Annotated in this window: 15 protein-coding genes and 1 pseudogene; 9 read left to right on the top strand and 7 right to left on the bottom strand. The window is 59.2% G+C overall.

The genetic code is table 11. The features are described 5' to 3' along the window. Positions 1-343: 343 nt before the first annotated feature. The 6 genes from AC0QUY_RS27470 to AC0QUY_RS27495 all read right to left on the bottom strand — a co-directional run bounded on the left by AC0QUY_RS27470 (position 344) and on the right by AC0QUY_RS27495 (position 7,854). On the bottom strand, positions 344-2,815 hold the full coding sequence (locus tag AC0QUY_RS27470; RefSeq protein WP_475389318.1) for a phospholipase D-like domain-containing protein: 2,472 nt from the start codon (positions 2,813-2,815) through the stop codon (positions 344-346). Further along, positions 2,815-4,302: a hypothetical protein gene (locus tag AC0QUY_RS27475; RefSeq protein WP_475389319.1), complete on the bottom strand. Its 1,488-nt coding sequence runs from the start codon at positions 4,300-4,302 to the stop codon at positions 2,815-2,817. Before AC0QUY_RS27475 ends, AC0QUY_RS27470 begins: the two co-directional genes overlap by 1 nt. Before the next feature lie 110 nt (positions 4,303-4,412). After that, on the bottom strand, positions 4,413-5,186 hold the full coding sequence (locus AC0QUY_RS27480; RefSeq protein WP_475389321.1) for an integrase: 774 nt from the start codon (positions 5,184-5,186) through the stop codon (positions 4,413-4,415). Positions 5,187-5,414: 228 nt separating this feature from the next. Next, positions 5,415-5,789, bottom strand: coding sequence for a hypothetical protein (locus tag AC0QUY_RS27485; protein WP_475389323.1), 375 nt, complete (start codon positions 5,787-5,789; stop codon positions 5,415-5,417). A 256-nt stretch (positions 5,790-6,045) separates the two neighbouring features. Beyond that, entirely contained in the window at positions 6,046-6,975 is a 930-nt protein-coding gene (locus AC0QUY_RS27490; RefSeq protein WP_475389324.1) for a hypothetical protein, read from the bottom strand. Between the two features lie 291 nt (positions 6,976-7,266). After that, positions 7,267-7,854, bottom strand: a complete 588-nt coding sequence (locus AC0QUY_RS27495) for a DEAD/DEAH box helicase family protein (RefSeq protein WP_475389326.1) — start codon at positions 7,852-7,854, stop codon at positions 7,267-7,269. A 115-nt stretch (positions 7,855-7,969) separates the two neighbouring features. Between AC0QUY_RS27495 and AC0QUY_RS27500 the strand changes: the two genes are divergently transcribed. After that, a complete protein-coding gene (locus tag AC0QUY_RS27500) occupies positions 7,970-8,446 on the top strand; it encodes a hypothetical protein (protein WP_475389327.1) in 477 nt (158 codons plus the stop codon). A 171-nt stretch (positions 8,447-8,617) separates the two neighbouring features. On the opposite strand, the gene AC0QUY_RS27505 is transcribed toward AC0QUY_RS27500, so the two are convergent. Continuing rightward, positions 8,618-8,896: a ubiquitination-like system serine protease family protein gene (locus tag AC0QUY_RS27505; RefSeq protein WP_475389328.1), complete on the bottom strand. Its 279-nt coding sequence runs from the start codon at positions 8,894-8,896 to the stop codon at positions 8,618-8,620. Between the two features lie 86 nt (positions 8,897-8,982). On the opposite strand from AC0QUY_RS27505, the gene AC0QUY_RS27510 reads away from it, so the two are divergent. The 8 genes and pseudogenes from AC0QUY_RS27510 to AC0QUY_RS27545 all read left to right on the top strand — a co-directional run. Continuing rightward, on the top strand, positions 8,983-9,816 hold the full coding sequence (locus AC0QUY_RS27510; protein WP_475389329.1) for a hypothetical protein: 834 nt from the start codon (positions 8,983-8,985) through the stop codon (positions 9,814-9,816). Further along, the gene (locus AC0QUY_RS27515) at positions 9,813-10,424 is read left to right on the top strand and encodes a hypothetical protein (RefSeq protein WP_475389330.1); all 612 of its coding nucleotides are present in this window, start codon (positions 9,813-9,815) and stop codon (positions 10,422-10,424) included. Before AC0QUY_RS27510 ends, AC0QUY_RS27515 begins: the two co-directional genes overlap by 4 nt. A 3-nt stretch (positions 10,425-10,427) precedes the next feature. Continuing rightward, entirely contained in the window at positions 10,428-13,760 is a 3,333-nt protein-coding gene (locus AC0QUY_RS27520) for a UvrD-helicase domain-containing protein (RefSeq protein WP_475389332.1), read from the top strand. Positions 13,761-13,831: 71 nt separating this feature from the next. After that, positions 13,832-14,323, top strand: coding sequence for a hypothetical protein (locus tag AC0QUY_RS27525; protein WP_475389333.1), 492 nt, complete (start codon positions 13,832-13,834; stop codon positions 14,321-14,323). A 1-nt stretch (position 14,324) separates the two neighbouring features. Further along, positions 14,325-14,810 (top strand): DUF7665 family protein, encoded by a 486-nt coding sequence (locus AC0QUY_RS27530; protein WP_475389334.1) that lies wholly within the window; start codon positions 14,325-14,327, stop codon positions 14,808-14,810. Next, complete coding sequence (locus tag AC0QUY_RS27535; RefSeq protein ID WP_475389336.1) at positions 14,764-15,285, top strand: hypothetical protein; 522 nt, start codon at positions 14,764-14,766, stop codon at positions 15,283-15,285. The genes AC0QUY_RS27530 and AC0QUY_RS27535 overlap by 47 nt, the downstream gene beginning before the upstream one ends. Positions 15,286-15,297: 12 nt before the next feature. After that, a complete protein-coding gene (locus AC0QUY_RS27540) occupies positions 15,298-16,653 on the top strand; it encodes a ubiquitin-activating E1 family protein (RefSeq protein ID WP_475389337.1) in 1,356 nt (451 codons plus the stop codon). Between the two features lie 398 nt (positions 16,654-17,051). Beyond that, positions 17,052-17,891, top strand: a pseudogene (locus tag AC0QUY_RS27545) (DUF4011 domain-containing protein); the annotation flags it as partial. Positions 17,892-18,168 lie beyond the last annotated feature (277 nt).

The raw sequence follows: 18,168 nt of genomic DNA on the forward strand, positions 1-18,168 counted from the left end.
AATTTAGATTAATTTTCGTCTTCGGATGCTGCCGATACCAACAGGAATACCAACAACTGATGCGCGGTATTAGCTGGCAAAAAATAAACGCAGGCTCCCCTGCAGCAGGCATGCCTCCATGCCGTTACGGTCTGGACACTCGCCTCCACCGGCATCGAACCCAAGCCGGAATCACGGTGAGATCGCTTCCCGTCCGATTTGTACGCTACAGCTGGCGGCAGTTAGCGGCGGCATCAGAAGGCCTTTTGTTTGGCACGCGCCGCGAAGTAGTTGCGCGAGATGAAACTACTTGAAGCAGAGTATCGTCGTGAGATCGCTCGCTAAATCAAAGCCTAGGGTCGCTCTATCCCCTTTGCCCAGCCGGCGTCAGGATCTGCTTAATGGTGTGCTTCACGACGTCGGGAAGCTCCACCGCATCGATAACATCGAGAATCGGAACGGCCCTGCTCCCCTGGTACCTTGCGCGCCGCGCCTCGCGTAGCAGGAAGAAGTCGGCGTTGCTTTTCCTGTCGAAGTTCGCCTCGGCGACGGCGAACTGATCGCCTATCCAAACAATCTCGCCAGAATAGATGCGCGGACGAGTGACAGTTGCGAGCAGTTGAGCCGGGTCGGTCAGACGTTCCATCAGCGCCCGGATGGCGGCGCCACCCTGGACCCAGCTCAGCCAGAAGTCGGGCAGGGCTTCTGCGAGCCTCGCAACATGCAACGAGAGCCGCTCAAGGCTGTCCACAGTATCATCTTTGCCCAGGGTCAGCCATGGATGGACCGCGGCGAGACGTGTGGCGGCAAAACTGAACCAGGCTCCCGCTTCCGGCTTGTTAAAGAGATCCGCGATCCAGAGCGTCATCGCAGCCGTTAGGTCCGACGACTGCATGAGCGCGGGTGCCTCCGGATGAGCCTCAATGTAGAGGTCAAGAAGCGGGCGGCTTCCGTCTCCGACGAATAGCGCATGGAATAGTTTCGCACTGGCGCTGTCGACTCTCGCCTTGTCCATTCTTTCGCGCCGTCTCGCGATACCCAAAAGCAGAGCGACTGTACGGATGTCGGCAGCAAGGCGTGGCGGAGGCCGGCTCTCGAGGAATGCCATAGACGACATCGACGAGACCGCTCTATCCATCAGTCGCGCGAGTTTCTGTATCTGTGTCGGTTCGAGCGGCCTTGTACGAACCGGTGGTTCTTTTGGCTTCGCCGGGTCCCCATCGTCGGTTGAATCGTCTGATAAATCCCCGGTACGTCGCGTGCTCCCGCCAAGCCTGAAATAGTCATTCATCAGACTCCATTCGTCGGTCGTGAGGTAACCCCCGCCTGGGACCGGTGCGCAGCTCCGCCGGCCGAACCCAGCGGAGAAGACGTCGTCCAGATTGTATTCGACCGGAGATGAAGCATTCTTGCCGTCCCGCGTGGCAGCCCATGGTACCGAGCTTTTGTAGTGCTCAACGACGAGCGTAAAGATATCGATGAGGCCTTCGGAGCTGATCGGTCCTTCGTTGCCGGCAAGGCTCGCCTGAACGTTGAACTCTGGCCGGCCAACACGGAGCTCAGCCTCGTGGTCGATCCACATCGGCGCACTCCGAACCGCGCCAGCAGCCGTGTCGATTTCGACCCAAAGGCGGGATCCTGGATCGGAAACGGTCACAAAGAATGAGCCGCTTTCGTCTGCGACCGCAATCAGCAAGCCGGTGTTCACGACAACCTTGATTTCGGATGGCGTATCGCCGCCGGCGAAGGCGCAGCGCACGACCAGTAGACCGGCGTCAAAGCTGGCTGTGAGCACTCGCACGGGGGGACTTTCGATCTCGTCCCAATCTGCATTCGGCGAGGTCTCCGGGAGATCGGGAGGCCCATCCGATATATAGATGCCCGAAAAAAGCTCTTCGTATTCTGCGCGGGAAAGATGGGTGACCGCCATAAGCTCGGCGTTGCCGTTATCACTACTCAGCAATGCCGCGCGAGAGCAATTAGCGCTGCCGGCGGTTATCACCACACGGTCGTTGTAATGCGCCGCGTAAAGCTTGGCGTGGATCGTTTGCCGTTCCTCGGAGCCCGGCGTAATTCCAAAGATACGTGCGGACGGGGGCAGTTTGGCTGCGGCCTTGGAAGAGAGCCCCTCCTTACCATGCTGGATCAGCACCCGCATCGGCACGCCGAGGCGGGCTGCAAGCTCACTGACCGCCACCCCCTCAGGGTCAAAATACGGGGCCATCATGTCGAAGGAGACCGGCGGCTCTTGCAATTGGGAAAGCAATCGATCCATCAGCGGAGTGTCGGCAGGCAGCTCGAGCAGATGATCGGGACCAGGCAGGTCAGCCGCCCATGCTTCTGAGCGGAACGGGTCAAGGACTGTCGCCCGCACGGCGTCGCTCGCCCCAGCCAAGTCACAGACTTTTTCGAGGTAGTCGCGGAAGGCCGCGATTGCCGGTCCGCCTTCACCTGGAAAGTTGAAATAGGTCCAGATCTCGCGATTGCCACTCCAGCCGCCATGGCCAAGGTTGCCGCTTCCGACGGCGAGTCGGGCGCCTTCCGGGCCAGCGAGGAAGATTGCCTTGGGATGGAAGCGCCGCCCGACTCCAAGATCGACCGGAACTACACGGTATGATCGACCAACGCGGTCAGCGATCTCGCTCTGCCGGCCAAAAGATGCGGCAGCACAGCCAGCATCGGCGAACACCGTGAGCCGCGGGGCGCCGCTCTTGCGTAACCGGTTCACCAGGATCGCCTGCGCAAACATGAAGTCGATGTTGTGGGTTAGGACTACGGCAGTCGTTGCGCGCTTACTCGCTTCGACCAGGCTTTGGAGAACGTTGATCTCAGCCATCAGTCAGTCACGCTGGCGGCGGTCACGCCGCTTCCGCCTATGTTGAGCATGCCTATGTCGGCGAGGATACGCATCGTATTCTGCAGACGGCTGCCAGAATAATTCGGGCTGAAGTCGATATCCGTGGGAACGAGGACTGGACCGTCAGGGTAGAAGCGCAGCGAGCAGTCCTGCTGGTTACCCATTTTGCGCATCGTGTTGGCGATATGGCGCTGCGCGACGCACTCGTCACAGATGACGCTGAGCACCGCGCCGAGTGTGCCAACTCCGGCCCCCACCAGCTGGATCGCTCGTGCAGATGGTGCCGAGGCCCCGCTACTTGCACCTGGTGTGATGCCGATGGATTGTGCGTCACGCGCTTGCGTTACCAGTATCTCGAAGGCTCGGATCGCCTGGATGTGTGGTTCGAGATGAAAGTCGCTCGAGCGCAACAGGCCGCCGCTGAATTGTCCAGGTTGAACAATAAGCGCAGCGACGTCGATCGGCGAATTCCAGTGATCGGTGAGCGGCTCTGACCCAACAACGTGTGAGGACCAAAGGGCGACCACCTGCGCGACCGACATGCTGCCTTCGTCCAGAAGCGTTCTCGTCATCGCGGCGAGGAGCAACTCAAGGGCAAAATGCACACGCCGGTGCCACTCGAAGGTGGCCCATTCAAGCTCGATGCCGCCCGCGCCCTCAAGCACCGCGCGATCATAGTTTCGGGCGATCAGCTCGCTGGCACTGGCCGGTTCTAATTCGAGCTCTCGATCCAGCCAAGAACGAGTATCGGTCATCCGCTGATAGGCTTGGGCAACTCGTTTTGCTGCGAGTGGGCTCTCCGGCACCCACGCCTCTTCGAACGCCTCTCGTAACAGCTCCACCTCGCGACCAAAATCAGCAATTCTCGCGAGCGAGAAGGCTGGAACCGCCGCGCGCGCCGTGTCGTAGTCAAGATCGCCTCCTTCGCGCAGCAAATTGAGCAGGCGAGTGCTTTCGAGCGCCGTGTTTCGCTCATGATACATGGCGGTGCCGCGCGCGGTCAGGCCAAAAGGCAGGCCACTAGATTCAGGACGAGACTCGACAAGTCCGAGCGCGCTGGCGGGCCCGAAATACGTTCCGAGCACAGCGACATTGCCGAAGTCGGGCATACTGACGGTCTTGCCCGCGACAAGAGCGGCCATCTCGTCGAGATAGAAGTCTGAGCCCATGGCGCCTATCCGTGAGGCACCCTCATCAACAAACGTCGCAGCGAGCACAAGAAATCGAACCCTGTTCAGGTAGACGGCAAGCGCATCCTTGTCATGCCGCACGCGGCCGCCAGCACTCTCTTCCACGAAGAATTGACCGATCGCCCAAGGAAGGATCGAAATGTATCGGGCACGAATTGAGATGGTCGTGAGCCCGTTGGTCAGCGAGGCCTCGATATTCTGATCGAGGGCTCGGATGCCTATAACGTCGAGCCCCTTAGTCTCGCTGCTGAGACGTGAGCCCCATGCAACATTCATGTTCGATCTCCAATGAACTCAATAACTGGGTGATGTAAATCTGCAGTACGCGCCTCAAAGGGAGTGTCGGAGATTGCATTTGAATGTCTGCGTTGTAATCGAAAGCGACATCAAAGCGTGGGTTTGACGTGATTTCGGATTGCTCTTTCGTGTTCGTATACGAGTTCTTGGAAACTCTCGAAGGCCGCGTAGAAGCGCAGTTGCTCTTGCTCCAGTAAGGTCACAATCTTAGCAAGGTCGAGCGGATCACGCCCCCCAAACCCGTAGCGAACCTGACCCGTGGACGCATTGACGGCTCGTGTTACGAGCTGTGTCATCCCAACCACGAAACGCGGCGAGAAGCGATGATTGTAGGCGTTTCGGAAGTCGCCAGTGCCATCGCGAAAGGCACGTGCGCCAATGGCATCAAGCGCGCGCTTCAGGCGCTTGTAGCTTTTCCAAGATTTGCCGTAGCTGTCAGCAACGTGGGGGTAGATGTCGCAGTCGAGCGGGAGGTCGTCGTTCCAAGTCGCTGGAAACTTGAGCATGTTAGCCTGATGACAAAGGTGAGCAGCAGCGAAAGCAAAGCGGCCCTTTACAACATAGGGAAGGTTCACGGCGCTGGTTGCCAGCTTGTCGATAAATTCGCGGGTAGCCTCAAACTGCCTTTTTTGTGCCAGCGACCCGACCACCGTCGACCAAGCCGCCAGGCTGTGGACGTCGTTGGTAAATCCATTGACTGTATTGGCCAGTTCACGCCCGAATTCGTCGAGCATCCACGAATACGCCATCCATTGGGCGTCCACCGGATTGGGCAAGTTTGACCAGTTATAGGGCATGTAGCGGCCCGTGAACGGCGTCGCCTTCAGAGTTTGCCGGTATTGTCGATAGAGTGCGATCCCCATTAAGGAACTTCTACTCGACAGCATCTAAAACGCCAAATCTTTCAACGCCACTTCAGGCGCATCGCACTAGTATTTTCAATCCTGAGATTGGGTAGAAAGGCGTTCGCGGCTACGAAAATTCCGTGGCGACCGGAAAGAACCCATAGCGGCCAATACTTTCGATCTTCGTGAATTTGACCACTTGCGCGGAGGCCTGGATGTTTGCCGGAGGATCGGTGTTTTCGACCACTAGAACCTGCCGGTCGTCTTGGAGCTTCGCGAGAAACTCGAAAAAGTGAAATTCAGATCTGTGTCGCTGAGATCATCGCCGTCTCCCTCCGGCTCCCTGTAAGACAGCAGGGGAGAGTCGAGCACGACGAAACCAGGGTGCGGGGTTTCAAATTGCCGGCAATATTGAAGGAGGCTGATCGTGAACGCCGCCCGCGTGATGGCACCGAGCCCCTTGCCAAAAGAGATCCGGTTCTTGCCGTTTATCACGAGGTCGCGCGTTTTGGCTTCGAAGTGAACGCGATCGATCTCCGGAAAATGCCAAGCCTGCAACGTGGCGAGGACGATGCGGGCAAATTTGTCGGCGGTCGTGCTCGGCAGGTCGACGTCGCTCAAGCTGCTTCCACCGTCACTTAATGCATCGCCCTCTCTTTCCAGCGCAGCTTTACGCTACTCAAGGTCCGAGAGGCCGCGATAAATCGCGAGTGCTTCGTGTACCTCGCCGTCCTTCGGCTAGTTGTCTGTAGGCCGTTCTAAGCTGACGCAGATTTGGCGCGACCACCCTGTCAATTTCTCCAGATACGCGCGGAGCGGCGATCAACGCGCGCAACAGGCGTCTCATTTTTCTGGAGGATCGAGAATTGGAGGGTCGTTAGCCCTCGGTTTCAGAATTGGTCCGACGTAAAATATCCTCGGTACTGACGTTCCATAATCGGCTTTTCGATAGGATGAGCCGGCGAGCTAAACTCTGCACGTTAAAGACCTCATACGGGCCTAAGAATGGCGACGCTTCACTGAAACCGTGTGCCGTCATGAAATTTCGAATGAAGCTGCTGATGTGGAGTGCTTCAGGTATCGTCAATTCCACATCACGAACGACTTGACCGTCGCTATACGGAGCGGGCGCCCCAAGTGCTGGCTTGATGCTTGCTTCCGGTTTGGATTTATCGCCCCTCACGATCCAATTCATCTTTTGGCTAACATCTATCTCCGCATTCTGTAGCCTCTCCAACAAATCTTTTAGCACAGCAGGGTTCCAGTCGCCCGCCAGAAACCGCGCTTTGGCGGCGCTTGATTTCACTTGAAGCTTGAGTTCTTCAATCGCTGAGAAGGCAAGGTTGATTGCTATCGAGGTGCTAACGTGGTTCGAGTAGAGTTCAGAGTGCTTGTCAAAAATCTGTCCGTACACTGGATGGGTTGACCACCATGTGATGCTTTCCGTTTCGAAGCTTCTCGATAGTTTGTGGATTGCATACACAAAACCTTTGTCGGGCCACGCTGTTGCCGCCAACGCCACCGCAAGAGGGAAATCAAAGCTGTGCCTGAATTGCTCAAAGAAGCCACGACTTCGAAACACGTCGCGGAAAACGCCTAGTTGCTCAATTGGGTTTTCAGGCAGTTCAAAAGCTCTGCGGAGAGTAGCGTGTTGCTTAGGATTTCCTTCGATGATGTTGCTAGCCGCGTAGACGAGGCCAATGATATTGTTGGCCGTCGTCTCGTCCGCGTCGATCACCATCAATTGCCCGGCAATAGAGCCCCCAGGCGGCGTGATGAGCGCAGCAGGATGCGAGATCTCCGTCAATCCACTTTTGTGAAACCAAAATCGTTCCGATGGGTCGGGAATGAAGCGAGTTGTCCATCCAGTAGCCGAGCACAACGAGTCGACCGCTTCGACGTGAGTCGGGTCGAGCACAAGGAAAGTACAGTACGATGTCATTCTAATCTGGCCCCATGAGATCAAGGGTCCCGGAACGGATTGAGAAGGCTGACGCCCCGTCCCCCTCAGTTAGGCTTTGGTTGGTAGTAGATAGCATCGAGCATAGCGACACGGACGTCCCACAGCTCCATCTCCCAGCCCGTCGGCCGTGGGGCGTTATACCACGGCTGCCTGTTGGATGGGCTCGATCACCCGCTCCCAGTAGTTTTCGAGCTTGATGGTGGTACGCGCAAACGCAAGCGCGGAGGCAAGACCTGCCATGTTGCCACCATTCACGCAGACGAAGAAGTCGGGGCGTTTCATCGCGAGGAGCCGGGTTGCCGGAGCAAGGCGCGCGGTGCGCGACGATTGCGAGAAAGCAGCCGTGAATGCTGTGACGTACTCGTCGAACTGCGCCTCGGTAACGTTCCCGCGCTTCGGGATTGCGTCGAGGGCGAAGCCGCGCTGTCCGCCGAGCTCTCGCGCAAGCTGGTCCCGGATCGCGCTTCGTGGTGCCACGACGAGCAGGACGTCGACCTTCGGATGCCAATGACCGATGGTTCCGATTATCGCGGTTTTGCCACCGCCGGTCGGAATATTGACGAGTGCCGCTTTCTGCTGATTGCCGGATTGCACGGTGAAGTCCAGATAGGCGGACGCCATCTTGGTAGCCTTCGCCTGGTGCGGCCAAAGCTTTATCTTGGCAGGAATTTTCAATCTCGGCTCCCCAATCCATTGTCGTCGGCCAAGGCGACGCGCCCACACCCATGGTTACCCTAAGCCCCAAATGCAATCTTGACGGCGAGTCAGATAATTTTCAATCTGCGAGTCGGTGAAGTGCGCAATCGGAGTGTGCCACCATACGCAGAGCGAGAGATCAGTGAAGCCGGACGATCCAGAACTCGAAAAGCGTCGCGAGGAAGCATTCGAGCGCGCGAAGGCGATGGATGAACTCATTCTCGCCGCGCTCAAATCGCACCTGCTCGCCGAGCAGACGATGAATGACTACATGACGTCGAGCGGTCTGAAAAAGCGATGGATCAAAAAGCCATTCGCAGCGAAAATGAAAAAGTGCAGGGCTCTTTCGAAGCCCGAAGACCAGGATCCCTTGTGGGAAGTCTTGGAGGCAGCCAACGATCTGCGCAACAAGATCGCTCACACGCTAGAGATCGCCGAAATCAAGGAGAAGATGGACATTCTGAAGGGAAAATTCTTCGGTTGCCTCACCGAAAAGCAAGTAGATGGCATCAAGAATCAACCGGACGACTCCATCGCGATGAGTGCCATCACAACGTGTGCCGGCTTCGTCGCGACTCTTCAATCACGTATCGGCAGCGGGAGGGGCGCCAGCATTTAGAGCTAGATCAGAAGCCCAATTGCCTTCGCAACTGCAACAGGCCAATCTACGCTCCTGATCACAAAGTCCGCTTACGCTCGCACACGCGGGGAGACGTCGCGGCGCGGAGGTCACCTCTTCGGAAGGGGTGACCGATCACCCGCCGTCAACATTTCGACTGGTTTGTGAAAGCTACCAGCACCAACGGATTTTGCCTTTTCGGAGAACGAAGTCACTTTTGCAGCCGCTCGGTCGCCAAACCGATGGCGCCAGCCTCACGATCTGCTTGCGATCGATCGTCAATCGCCACTGCGGATGGCGGGTTCCGAAGAAGCGGAGATGCAACGTCTCCCTAAACCGCGGGGGCATCGATGAAAGCCTAACGCGGGCTCGTCGCGGGTGGGTGCGAATAGGAGTATCCATGTAAGCTATTGAAATAATGTCATTATTGTCGATTTTGTGGGTGGGCATCACGCGTTTTTTGCGAGGCCACTTCCGTTTTTTTCTGAGTTGCGACGCTTTCCTTAAGGAGCAGCGTCAACAGCGAGGTATTCGCGATGAAAGATGAAAGTGACGAATCGCCGCCGGCCTCCTCCGATCTGGAGGGTTGGAGGAAAGTCGTGGCTAATCGCCGCCTGGCGCAGATCCCACCGGAAGCGCTGGTCGCTGCCTTGCAAGATTTGGGGCCTGATATCGACGCGGCAGTCCGCGATCCGATCGGAGACCGGCTGAACCGGATGTTGATGAGATGGCTGAGGACATACATCGGCTTCAATCACCCGGCTGGCGGCGAGGACATCATCCTCGCGACTCACTTCGCGATTTTCGAGGCACTGCTCAAAAAGGATAGTGCGGACGGGAAGGCGCTGCGCGAGGCATTCTGGGCCCGCGTGACATTTCGGGCGAAGGACGCGATCGCGAGGGAATATCGCGACAGCCGGATTCCGCTGACCCATGAACGCAAAGAAGATGCGGCGAACGACGACGTGCCGTTGGACGAGGACAAGGCAAGCGCTGTCCGGCACCTCGTCGGGCCGAGCGAGCCCCAGGAAGCAGAAGAGGACGTAAGTGGCTTCGTCGGGGATGATGCGATCTCTGACGCGGGTCACCCGGGCGCAGCACTGCTCGAAGGCCTGAAGCATTTCGAGGAAAGTATGGATGTCGAGCGAGTTCTCGCTCACCTCAATAATTTGGACTGGCGCAAGCGCCTCGCATTCCGGCTGCATATGGAGAAGGTGCCGGCCGGATCGAAGAAGGGGTTCTCCATCGCTAAGGCGGTCGGGCGTAGCTCGAAGACGGTCGAAACATGGATCAAGGAGATTCAGGACATCCTGAAAAAGACGAGGGAAGTCCAGGAACTGACAAACAAGAAGGTAGGAGAAGGATCATGAACGAAAGTGCGAAAAGGGAAGAACGCGACGCCATCCTGATCGCCTTTCATCAGGAGTGCGAGAAGCCGACCACGGAGCAGATCATCACGTGGATTGAGCGGTATCCGGAGTATGCCGACGACATCCGAGCGCATGCGGCCGTGGCCCTGGATTGGGCCGCACGTGAAAAGGGGGAGGCGGAAGTTGAAGTCAGCCAGTCCCTGCTCGATCGAGGCTTTAGCAATATGTTGAACGCCTTTTTCAATGCGCAGCAGAGGGAAAAGGCCCCGGTTGAGGCGAAGTCGTTCCATGATCTCGCCGCAGCGCGGAACATCGACGTTATCGACATGGCCGACGAGATGGACATCGCACGCGGTGTGTTGGCCGACCTGTTCGACGGCGCGATGTTGCGACCCGTTCGAAAGCGGCTTGTCGATGCAGTTTGCGAATTCCTCAAGATCTCGCGCGAGGTATTCGATGCTGCCCTGGATATGGCTTTGGCAAAACCGAGCTTCGGGCATGCAAAGGCAACCGAAGCGCCGGTTATTCGCGCGCGTCCATATGACGACATCATTCGGGACAGTCCGATGACGCCAGAACGGATTCGCTACTGGCTCGAAGAGGTGTAAGTCATGGACGCCTGGATCGACATTCGCCGCAAAGCGCGGGCGTGCCACGCAAAAGCAATGGCGGAAACGGGCGGCGACCGCCGCGCCGCAAAAATCATCGCAGCCGCGCTGAAGGCCGATCGCCTCAAGGTCGAGCCGCATGACTTTCCGGCGGGTACGCTCGGCTCCTTGAATCGCAAATTTCGTCTCGTGCGCGTCAAGAAAGGCCTGGACCCACGAGGTGAGCTCGTCGTAGTCGCGCATGAGATCGGCCACTTTCACATGCACCACGATCCGCACAACGAGGTGACGGTGCGTCCTGATGGGCTCGGTGGCGATCCGGTCGACAGTGGCGCCGGCAAGGTCGAGGGGTATTCACCAAGCGAACGGAAAGAAGTTCAGGCTGACATTTTCGCGGGTGAATTGCTGTGCCCCGGCGATTGGCTTCGCGATGAGTTCGTCGTTCGCAACCGTCGGCCCGCGGAAATCGCCGATGAACTCGGGATTCCGGTTTCGTTGGTGATGAACCAGATGGTGCGCGCCGTGCTGCTTGCGCCGATCGGCCCGGCGCCCGAGGCAGCGCCTGTCGCCGTCCATGATCTTGACGAAAGTCAACAAGCTGCCGTGATGTGGGAGGGGGAACCATTGCTGGTTGAGGCGGGCCCCGGCACTGGCAAAACGCGGACGCTGGTCCGTCGCATTCAACGGAAGCTAGACGAGAAATCCACGCCGGCTTCGTTTCTGGCCCTAACCTTCTCGCGCAAAGCGTCGGAAGAAATGCGTGAGCGTATCGCTGCGATGAACTCAGACGCCGCGATCGAGATGTGGGTCGGCACGTTTCACCAGTTCGGGCTCGAACTCGTTAGCAAGTGGCCGTTACGGTTCGGGCGCACCAGTAACGTGCGCCCGCTCGACCAGACCGGGCAGCTTGAGCTGCTGGAAGCAAATCTCGAAAAGCTGCCGCTTAAGCATTTTCAGAATCTCTATGAGCCGGCCTACGAGCTTGTGCCGGTTCTGAAGGTCATCTCGCGCTGTAAGGACGAACGGATCACAGTTGATCAGTACGAAGCTGAGGCAAAAGCCTTCAGAGCGGCGGCGAGGACCGACGAAGAGCATGAGGATGCCGAACGCGCGCTCGAAATCGCTGTGATTTACCGGATTTATGAGGAGGAGCTGAAGAGCGCGGACGCCGTTGATTTCGGTGACTTGGTCGTCATGGCTGGCGATCTCGTCAAGAGCCATCCTGAGGTCCAGGCGTATGTCGCCGGCTTCAAGCACATCCTCGTCGATGAGTTTCAGGACGTGAACTTTGCGAGCGCAGAATTGTTGAAGGCACTCACAAAAGCCGGCGTTGATGTTTGGGTGGTGGCTGACCCGCGTCAGTCGATCTACCGGTTTCGTGGGGCGCAACCATCGAATGTTGCGACCTTCGAGAAGACCTTCGGTGGGAAGCGGCACGCGCTTGCAAACAACTACCGATCCTACGCGCCTATTGTGAAGGCATTCGCGCGGTTTTCTGGTGCCATGGGCGATGGCCGCATGGCGGCTACCTGGACGCCGACACGAGGTACCGGTAAGGCGGTAAGTGTCACGTCGACGCCAACCCTGTCGGCTGAAGGCGAAGCAATACGCGACAAGATTGAAGAGTTGAGAGCGGCCGGAATCCCCTATGCCGAGCAAGCGATCCTGGCGCGCTCGCACCTGACCCTTGGGCGGATTACAGGAATTCTCGAACAGCTTGGTGTTCCTCTCCTCTATCTCGGCGATCTTTTCGAACGTTCCGAGGTGCGCGACCTCTTGTCGCTAGCCAGCATCGATGCCGAGCTCGGCGGTATCGGCCTCGTGCGCGTGGCAGCACTGCCCGACTATGCGGTGCAGAAGGAGGACGTTCTGACGTTGATCGCGTGGGCACGCGAGAACAAGGAGGCGTACTTTGAATGTCTAAAGCGAGTCGACGAAATCGAGGGGCTTTCCGATGCCGGCCGATCGGGCTTCAAGAAGCTTGGCGGCGAACTTGACGGGCTTCAGCGAGCGTCGCCCTGGCTACTGCTCACGACCTGGTTGTTCGAGCGGAGCAACTATCTCCATCGAATGCTGGCCGGCGATGCGGCAATCGCACAACAAAAGCTGATCGCGATCTATCAGTTGCTGAAGGTTTGCGGCGAGTATAGCGCCATGGGCCAAACGAATAGGAAACGGTTTCTGGACCGTATCCGTCGGATCGAAGCGCTTAACGAGGATACCGTCTTTCGCGCGATTTCTTCGGAGGCATCGGAGATCGACGCTGTCAGGGTCATGACAATTCACGGCAGCAAGGGGCTTGAGTTTCGAGGCGTCCATCTACCGGTCATTGCGGCGGGGTACATGCCGAACACGCGCAGCGGACAGCGCATTGAACCGCCGCCTTCATTGGTCCGGCTTGTCATGGAGCCAAGCGATCGTGTAGCCGAGGAAGAAGGCTTGTTTTTCGTCGCCATGTCGCGCGCACGCGACGTGCTGTCGATGAGTTATGCGCAGAAGTACACCGAGAAGCGCGGCTCGAACCCCTCGAAGTTTCTTGATTCGTTGGCTGGCCTTGTGTCCCACGTATCGTTCGCGGGCTCAGGAAAATCCTACGTTCCTGAGCGCGAACGCAGCCCGGTCGAGCCCAAGGAGGCTTATACGGAGCGCGAGCTGGAGATCTACACGCAGTGCCCGGCGCGCTATCGCAATGAGTATCTCGATGGCTTACGTGGTGGACGAGACGAGTCGTCGTATCTCCGCTTTCATCGCTGCGTCTACAAGACGGTCAGTTGGCTTGAAGAGGAGCGGGAAAAAGGAAATGTTATAGGTGTCGCTGATGCGCTGGCGCATCTGGCCGAGGTGTGGGCGGTTGAAGGTCCGAAGGAAGGTCAAGGATTCGAAAGATTTCACCGCAAGAACGCCGAAGGCATGGTTCGCGAGATGGCGGAGACCATCGCGGCAGAGACGGGCACCTATGGTCGCGGTGAATGGTCAATTCTCTTTGGCAAGCACAGAGTGTTGATCACGCCGGACAGGGTCTTGATCGACGCAGGTGGTTCGGTGCAGGTCCAGCGCATCAGAACCGGCAAAAAGACCAAGAGTGAGCCGGGCAAGCCGATCTATGCCTTGCTTCGCAAGGGCGCTAGGCAGGCCTATCCCGGCAAGGGGCTCTCGGTCGGTGCGTTCTACCTTGCAACCGGCGAGGTCATGCCGGTGCTGGCGAAGGACGACGAAAAGGTCCTTACGCACTACACTGATGCCATTGCCGGCATTGAGCGGGGCGAATTTCAGGCGAAGCCGGAAACGCGGCGTTGCGCGAACTGCCCGAGCTACTTCATCTGCACAGGCGCCTAAGGCGACTTCCGTTTTTTTGAGCGTCGCGACGCTTTCCTTAAGAGGGGCAATCGGCCCCGGAAAGGAAAGCCATGACGAAGCACATCATTTTCATTCAGGTCCAGGCGCGGCCCGGCATCATCGAGGCGGAAGTCAGTGAAGCCGCGACGATCGGCGAGCTGCGCGCCGCGATCGAAGCCGTGGGCGTGGCGCTCGACGCCGAGACCCACATCTTCATCGACGAGGCGGAAGAGCCGCTGCTCGGCGAGCACCACCATGCGGTGCCGGGGCTCAAGCGTGGCATGCGCGTGCATGTCAGCCGCTGCGAGCGCATCAAGACGACCGTCCATTATCTCGAACGGTCGGCCGAACATGAGTTTGCACCCGGCGCGCGCGTGCGCGCGGTGAAGGCTTGGGCGGTGCACACCTTCAAGCTGACCCCGAAAGACGCGGCCGAGCACGTGCTCCAGATCTGCCAGTCGACGAAACGCCCGGCGGCGGACACGCCGTTGCACGAGCTTGTCGAGGGGCATGCTTGCTCCCTCTGCCTCGATCTCGTGCCGGAGAAGCGGGTCGAGGGCTGACATGAACGCAGCGCTGCCTCCCGATCGCGTTCTTCTTGAGCTTGATCTGGCCGCACTGGAGTTCCGGTGCGGCGAGATCGAAGGCCGGTTTCGCCACGTATCAACTCAGTGGCCACATGTCGTGATCGCCGTCGCGGCTCCGCCGCGGCCCGGCGCGCCGGGGGAGTTCGGCTTTCGCTTCACCTGTTCGGGGTATCGGCGGACGCCGGTGACGGCACAGCCCTGGGACATCGCGGCCAACCGGCCGCTGCCGCCGGCATGTTGGCCGACGGGGCCGCAATTTGTCTCGGCCGTGTTCCGACCGGAGTGGAAGCAGGGGCAATGCCTGTACCTGCCGTGCGACCGCATGTCCATTGATGGACATGACAACTGGCGCAACGAACATCCGAGCCGGCTCTGGCGGCCGGATCGCGGGATCATCTGTTACCTGGAGCAACTCAATGGCCTTTTCTTTGAAAGCGATTATTCGGGCATTCGCGGCGCCTAGTTATCGGCTGCGGTGTTCGCCGCAGCTCTGGCGCAGGATCATTTCCGAACTTGAACGCCGCGGCGAAGGACGCCACGAAGCCGGCGCGTTCCTTCTCGGTGTCGATGACCGGGGCCGGAAGGAAGTGCGGGAGGTGGTCTACTACGATGATCTTGACCCCCATGCCTACGACACGGGCGTCTGCGTCTTGCACGGCGACGCATTTGCGCGGCTTTGGTCCCTTTGCCGAGAGAAGAAACTGACGGTGGTTGGGGATGCACACACGCATCCGGGCGCGGCGTTCCAAAGCCACTCCGACCGTACGAATCCGATGGTCGCGCGTGAAGGCCACATCGCGATCATCGTGCCGGAGTTCGCGCGCTGGCCGATCCGGCCGGACAAGCTCGGCGTCTATGAGTACGTCGGCGATCACACCTGGCACAACCGGGGTGGCCTAGCGGCATCGCGGTATTTCTATCGTGGTTTCTGGGCATAATGGAGGAACGCCATGCTTGACGCCTCAACCCTTCATCGCGGCGCGAAATACTTCATGGATAGCGGGCGCGCCGCCACACACGACGAAGCCATAGCGCTGCTGCAAAGCTTCGGCCTCACCATCCATGTCAGCGCGTCGATTGCAACGTCGCGCGAGGAGCAGATTGCGTTGCTGACACTCGTCAATGTCGCGCGAAGAAGCCTTCTTGGAGGCGTCGAGGTCGTCGGCTTACCGGACTCCAGGCCACTGACGCGCTTGACGAGGGCACGCACGCTCGCTCGCGCGGTCGCCGACTACGGGGGGCGCGTCGTGGGGGACGCCAACCCCAAATGGCCTTCGGCGGTTGTCGGCATCGGGCCGAAGCCCGAAACGAAGACTCCCGTCTGGCGGCTCAGATGGTCGGGTTGGCGCGGTGGCGTTGTTCCAGCGGATGCGGACGACATGGAGCCGAACGATGCGGCGATCGCGTTGGCGCCAGTGCTGGCGGCGGCGTGTTGTGCGGCCGAAGCCTTCGCCTGGCACGCCAAGGATCATGTCATGGCCGGTCATCGCGCTCTCGGTCTTTCACTGTGGGCTCCCAGCGCCGATTGGCTGGTACCTGATGGGTCGGAACCGGCGCTCGCATTCCTGCCGTCGTCTCTTTGGCTGATCGGCCTCGGGAATCTGGGGCAGGCCTTCGCCTGGGTCTTGGCGACGCTCCCCTACGCCAACCCCAAGGAGGTGAAGTTGGTCTTGCAGGACGACGACCGCCTCGCAAGGTCAAACGATAGTACGTCGCTCTTGTCCTTCGTCCGCGACATCGGCCATCGCAAAACGCGCAGGATCGGTGCTTGGCTCGATGCGCGGGGGTTCGACACCTATTTGTTGGAGAGCCGCTTCGGAAAGAGCACCACGCGCACGGTAGATGATCCGTCCGTAGCCCTATGCGGGGTCGACAACCAGATCGCGCGTGCTGCGCTGGAGCATCCGGGCTTTGGGCTGGTGGTCGAAGCGGGTCTCGGTGCGGGACCGGAAGCCTTCCGCAGCCTGTCGGTGCACACCTTCCCGGCGTCGCGTCGGGCCGAAGACATCTGGTCCAAGCATGTCGGTGCGGCAACGGTAAACGTCGAAGACATGCCAGCCTACAAGGCTATGAGGAAAGCTGGCGTGGACGCATGCGGTCTGACTCAGCTCGCCTCGCGGACCGTGGGTGCCCCGTTCGTGGGGCTGGTTGCCGGCATTTTGGTGATCGCCGAGCTTCTGCGCCGGCTTCATAGTGGCCTGACATTCGAGTTGGTCGCCGGCTCGGCTTCGGCGCTGGAGGCGATTGAGACGGTGCCGATGCAGACCGATCCCTACGAGTTCGGACACGTTCCCGTCGCGACTTGACCCGCCTGAGCGCAACAGAGTCCTCGGCTTCGCTTAGGATGTACTGGACGGGCCGATAGTTCAGCTCGCGGTCTAAGTAGCACGTAACTATTGACGATAGAGCCCCCGGCTTTAGCTCGGCAAGCGGTGTTCTGCGTTTCAAGGTCGGGAATAGTGCGCGCGCATGGGTGGCCCGAGAGGAGTGCGGGAGTTCTACCCGTCACCGGCATTAAATGGGGGGTCTGGGACCCTTGATTGAACTAAAAGGGGTAGCGCGTTGGCTTGCGGGCCGGTTGTCGGCAATGCATTATGCACGTGAAATCAAGGGGGCATCGCTGTTCTGAGGGGCCGAACTCGGCAATTTCGCGCAGAACGAGGCGGCATGCCTGACCGATCAGTTGGGGTGGCGGTTTCGGGACATGGCGGCATTCGGAGCAAATAAGCAGACTTCGTTTCGTTCTGATGGGACCGCGCCCGGTCAGCACGGCGCGGCCGTCGCCGATCTGGTGCGGGAAGGCGTTCGCAAAGCGCGGGAGAAGCTGATCGATCTCAGCATGCGTAACACCATGCTGAACTTTCGACACTCGGAAACTTCGGCGAAGCACGTTCGCATCGTCGACGAGGACTTGGAACTCCTGGTGGGAGCGCTCGCCTCGCGCAAGTCGCTCGATATCATTCCCATCCCACCGGTGGAGCAAGTCCCGCGGGACGAAGAGACCGATGAATTCCGGGCTGCGCTGAAACTCGCGAAGGAAACTGATCCCGATTGGTTGGCGGCTGAGGATGCCCGACGCGCTGCCGGCAATCGGCGCCGTTCGAAGGATAAGGTGGCGGAAAGGGCGCTACGCGATCGAGTGCGAATAAAGCTCGACATGCCGGAGTGGCGGGTCGCGACCGATCCGCGAGCTCGGGCTCGCGAGCTCGGGATCGATCCGTCGTACGACCTGCCGCCGTCGAAGGGCGCGAGCCGTCGGCACCATGCCGACAACACGCTGCAGACCCTCTTCTTTCCGGACCGTCTGGAGCCGAAGCTTGCAAGCGTTCACAGCGCAGCGCGGGCACTTCAGGAAGACGCTGGTCTCAGCGCCCTCTATATCGCCGTCGGCTTTCTCGAGTGGTATGAACAGGACGATTCAGCCGATCCGGCCTACGCGCCTCTCGTATTGTTGCCCGTCAACATGGAGAAGCGCATAGCGAGTGGCGAGTACATCTACTCGATCATGGGTCGGGACGACGACGAAGCCAGCAACGTCGCACTTCGCGAAAAACTGAAGCGCTTTGCGATCGATCTTCCGGAATATGATCCGGAGTCAGGGGTGGAGGCGTATCTTTCGAGCGTCGCTTGTTGTCTCAACAACAAGCCTCGATGGAAGGTGCGACGTTTTGCGACCATCGGCCTCTTTTCATTCGCCCGCCAGGCGATGTGGAGCGATCTCGATTCGGCTCGATGGCCAGCGGATGCTCGTCCGGAGGCACACGCGTTATTGGGCCACGTCTACGGCGATGTCGCCGGCGAACACACCGACAACGTCGCGC

Source organism: Bradyrhizobium sp. WYCCWR15520 (genome assembly GCF_056174665.1).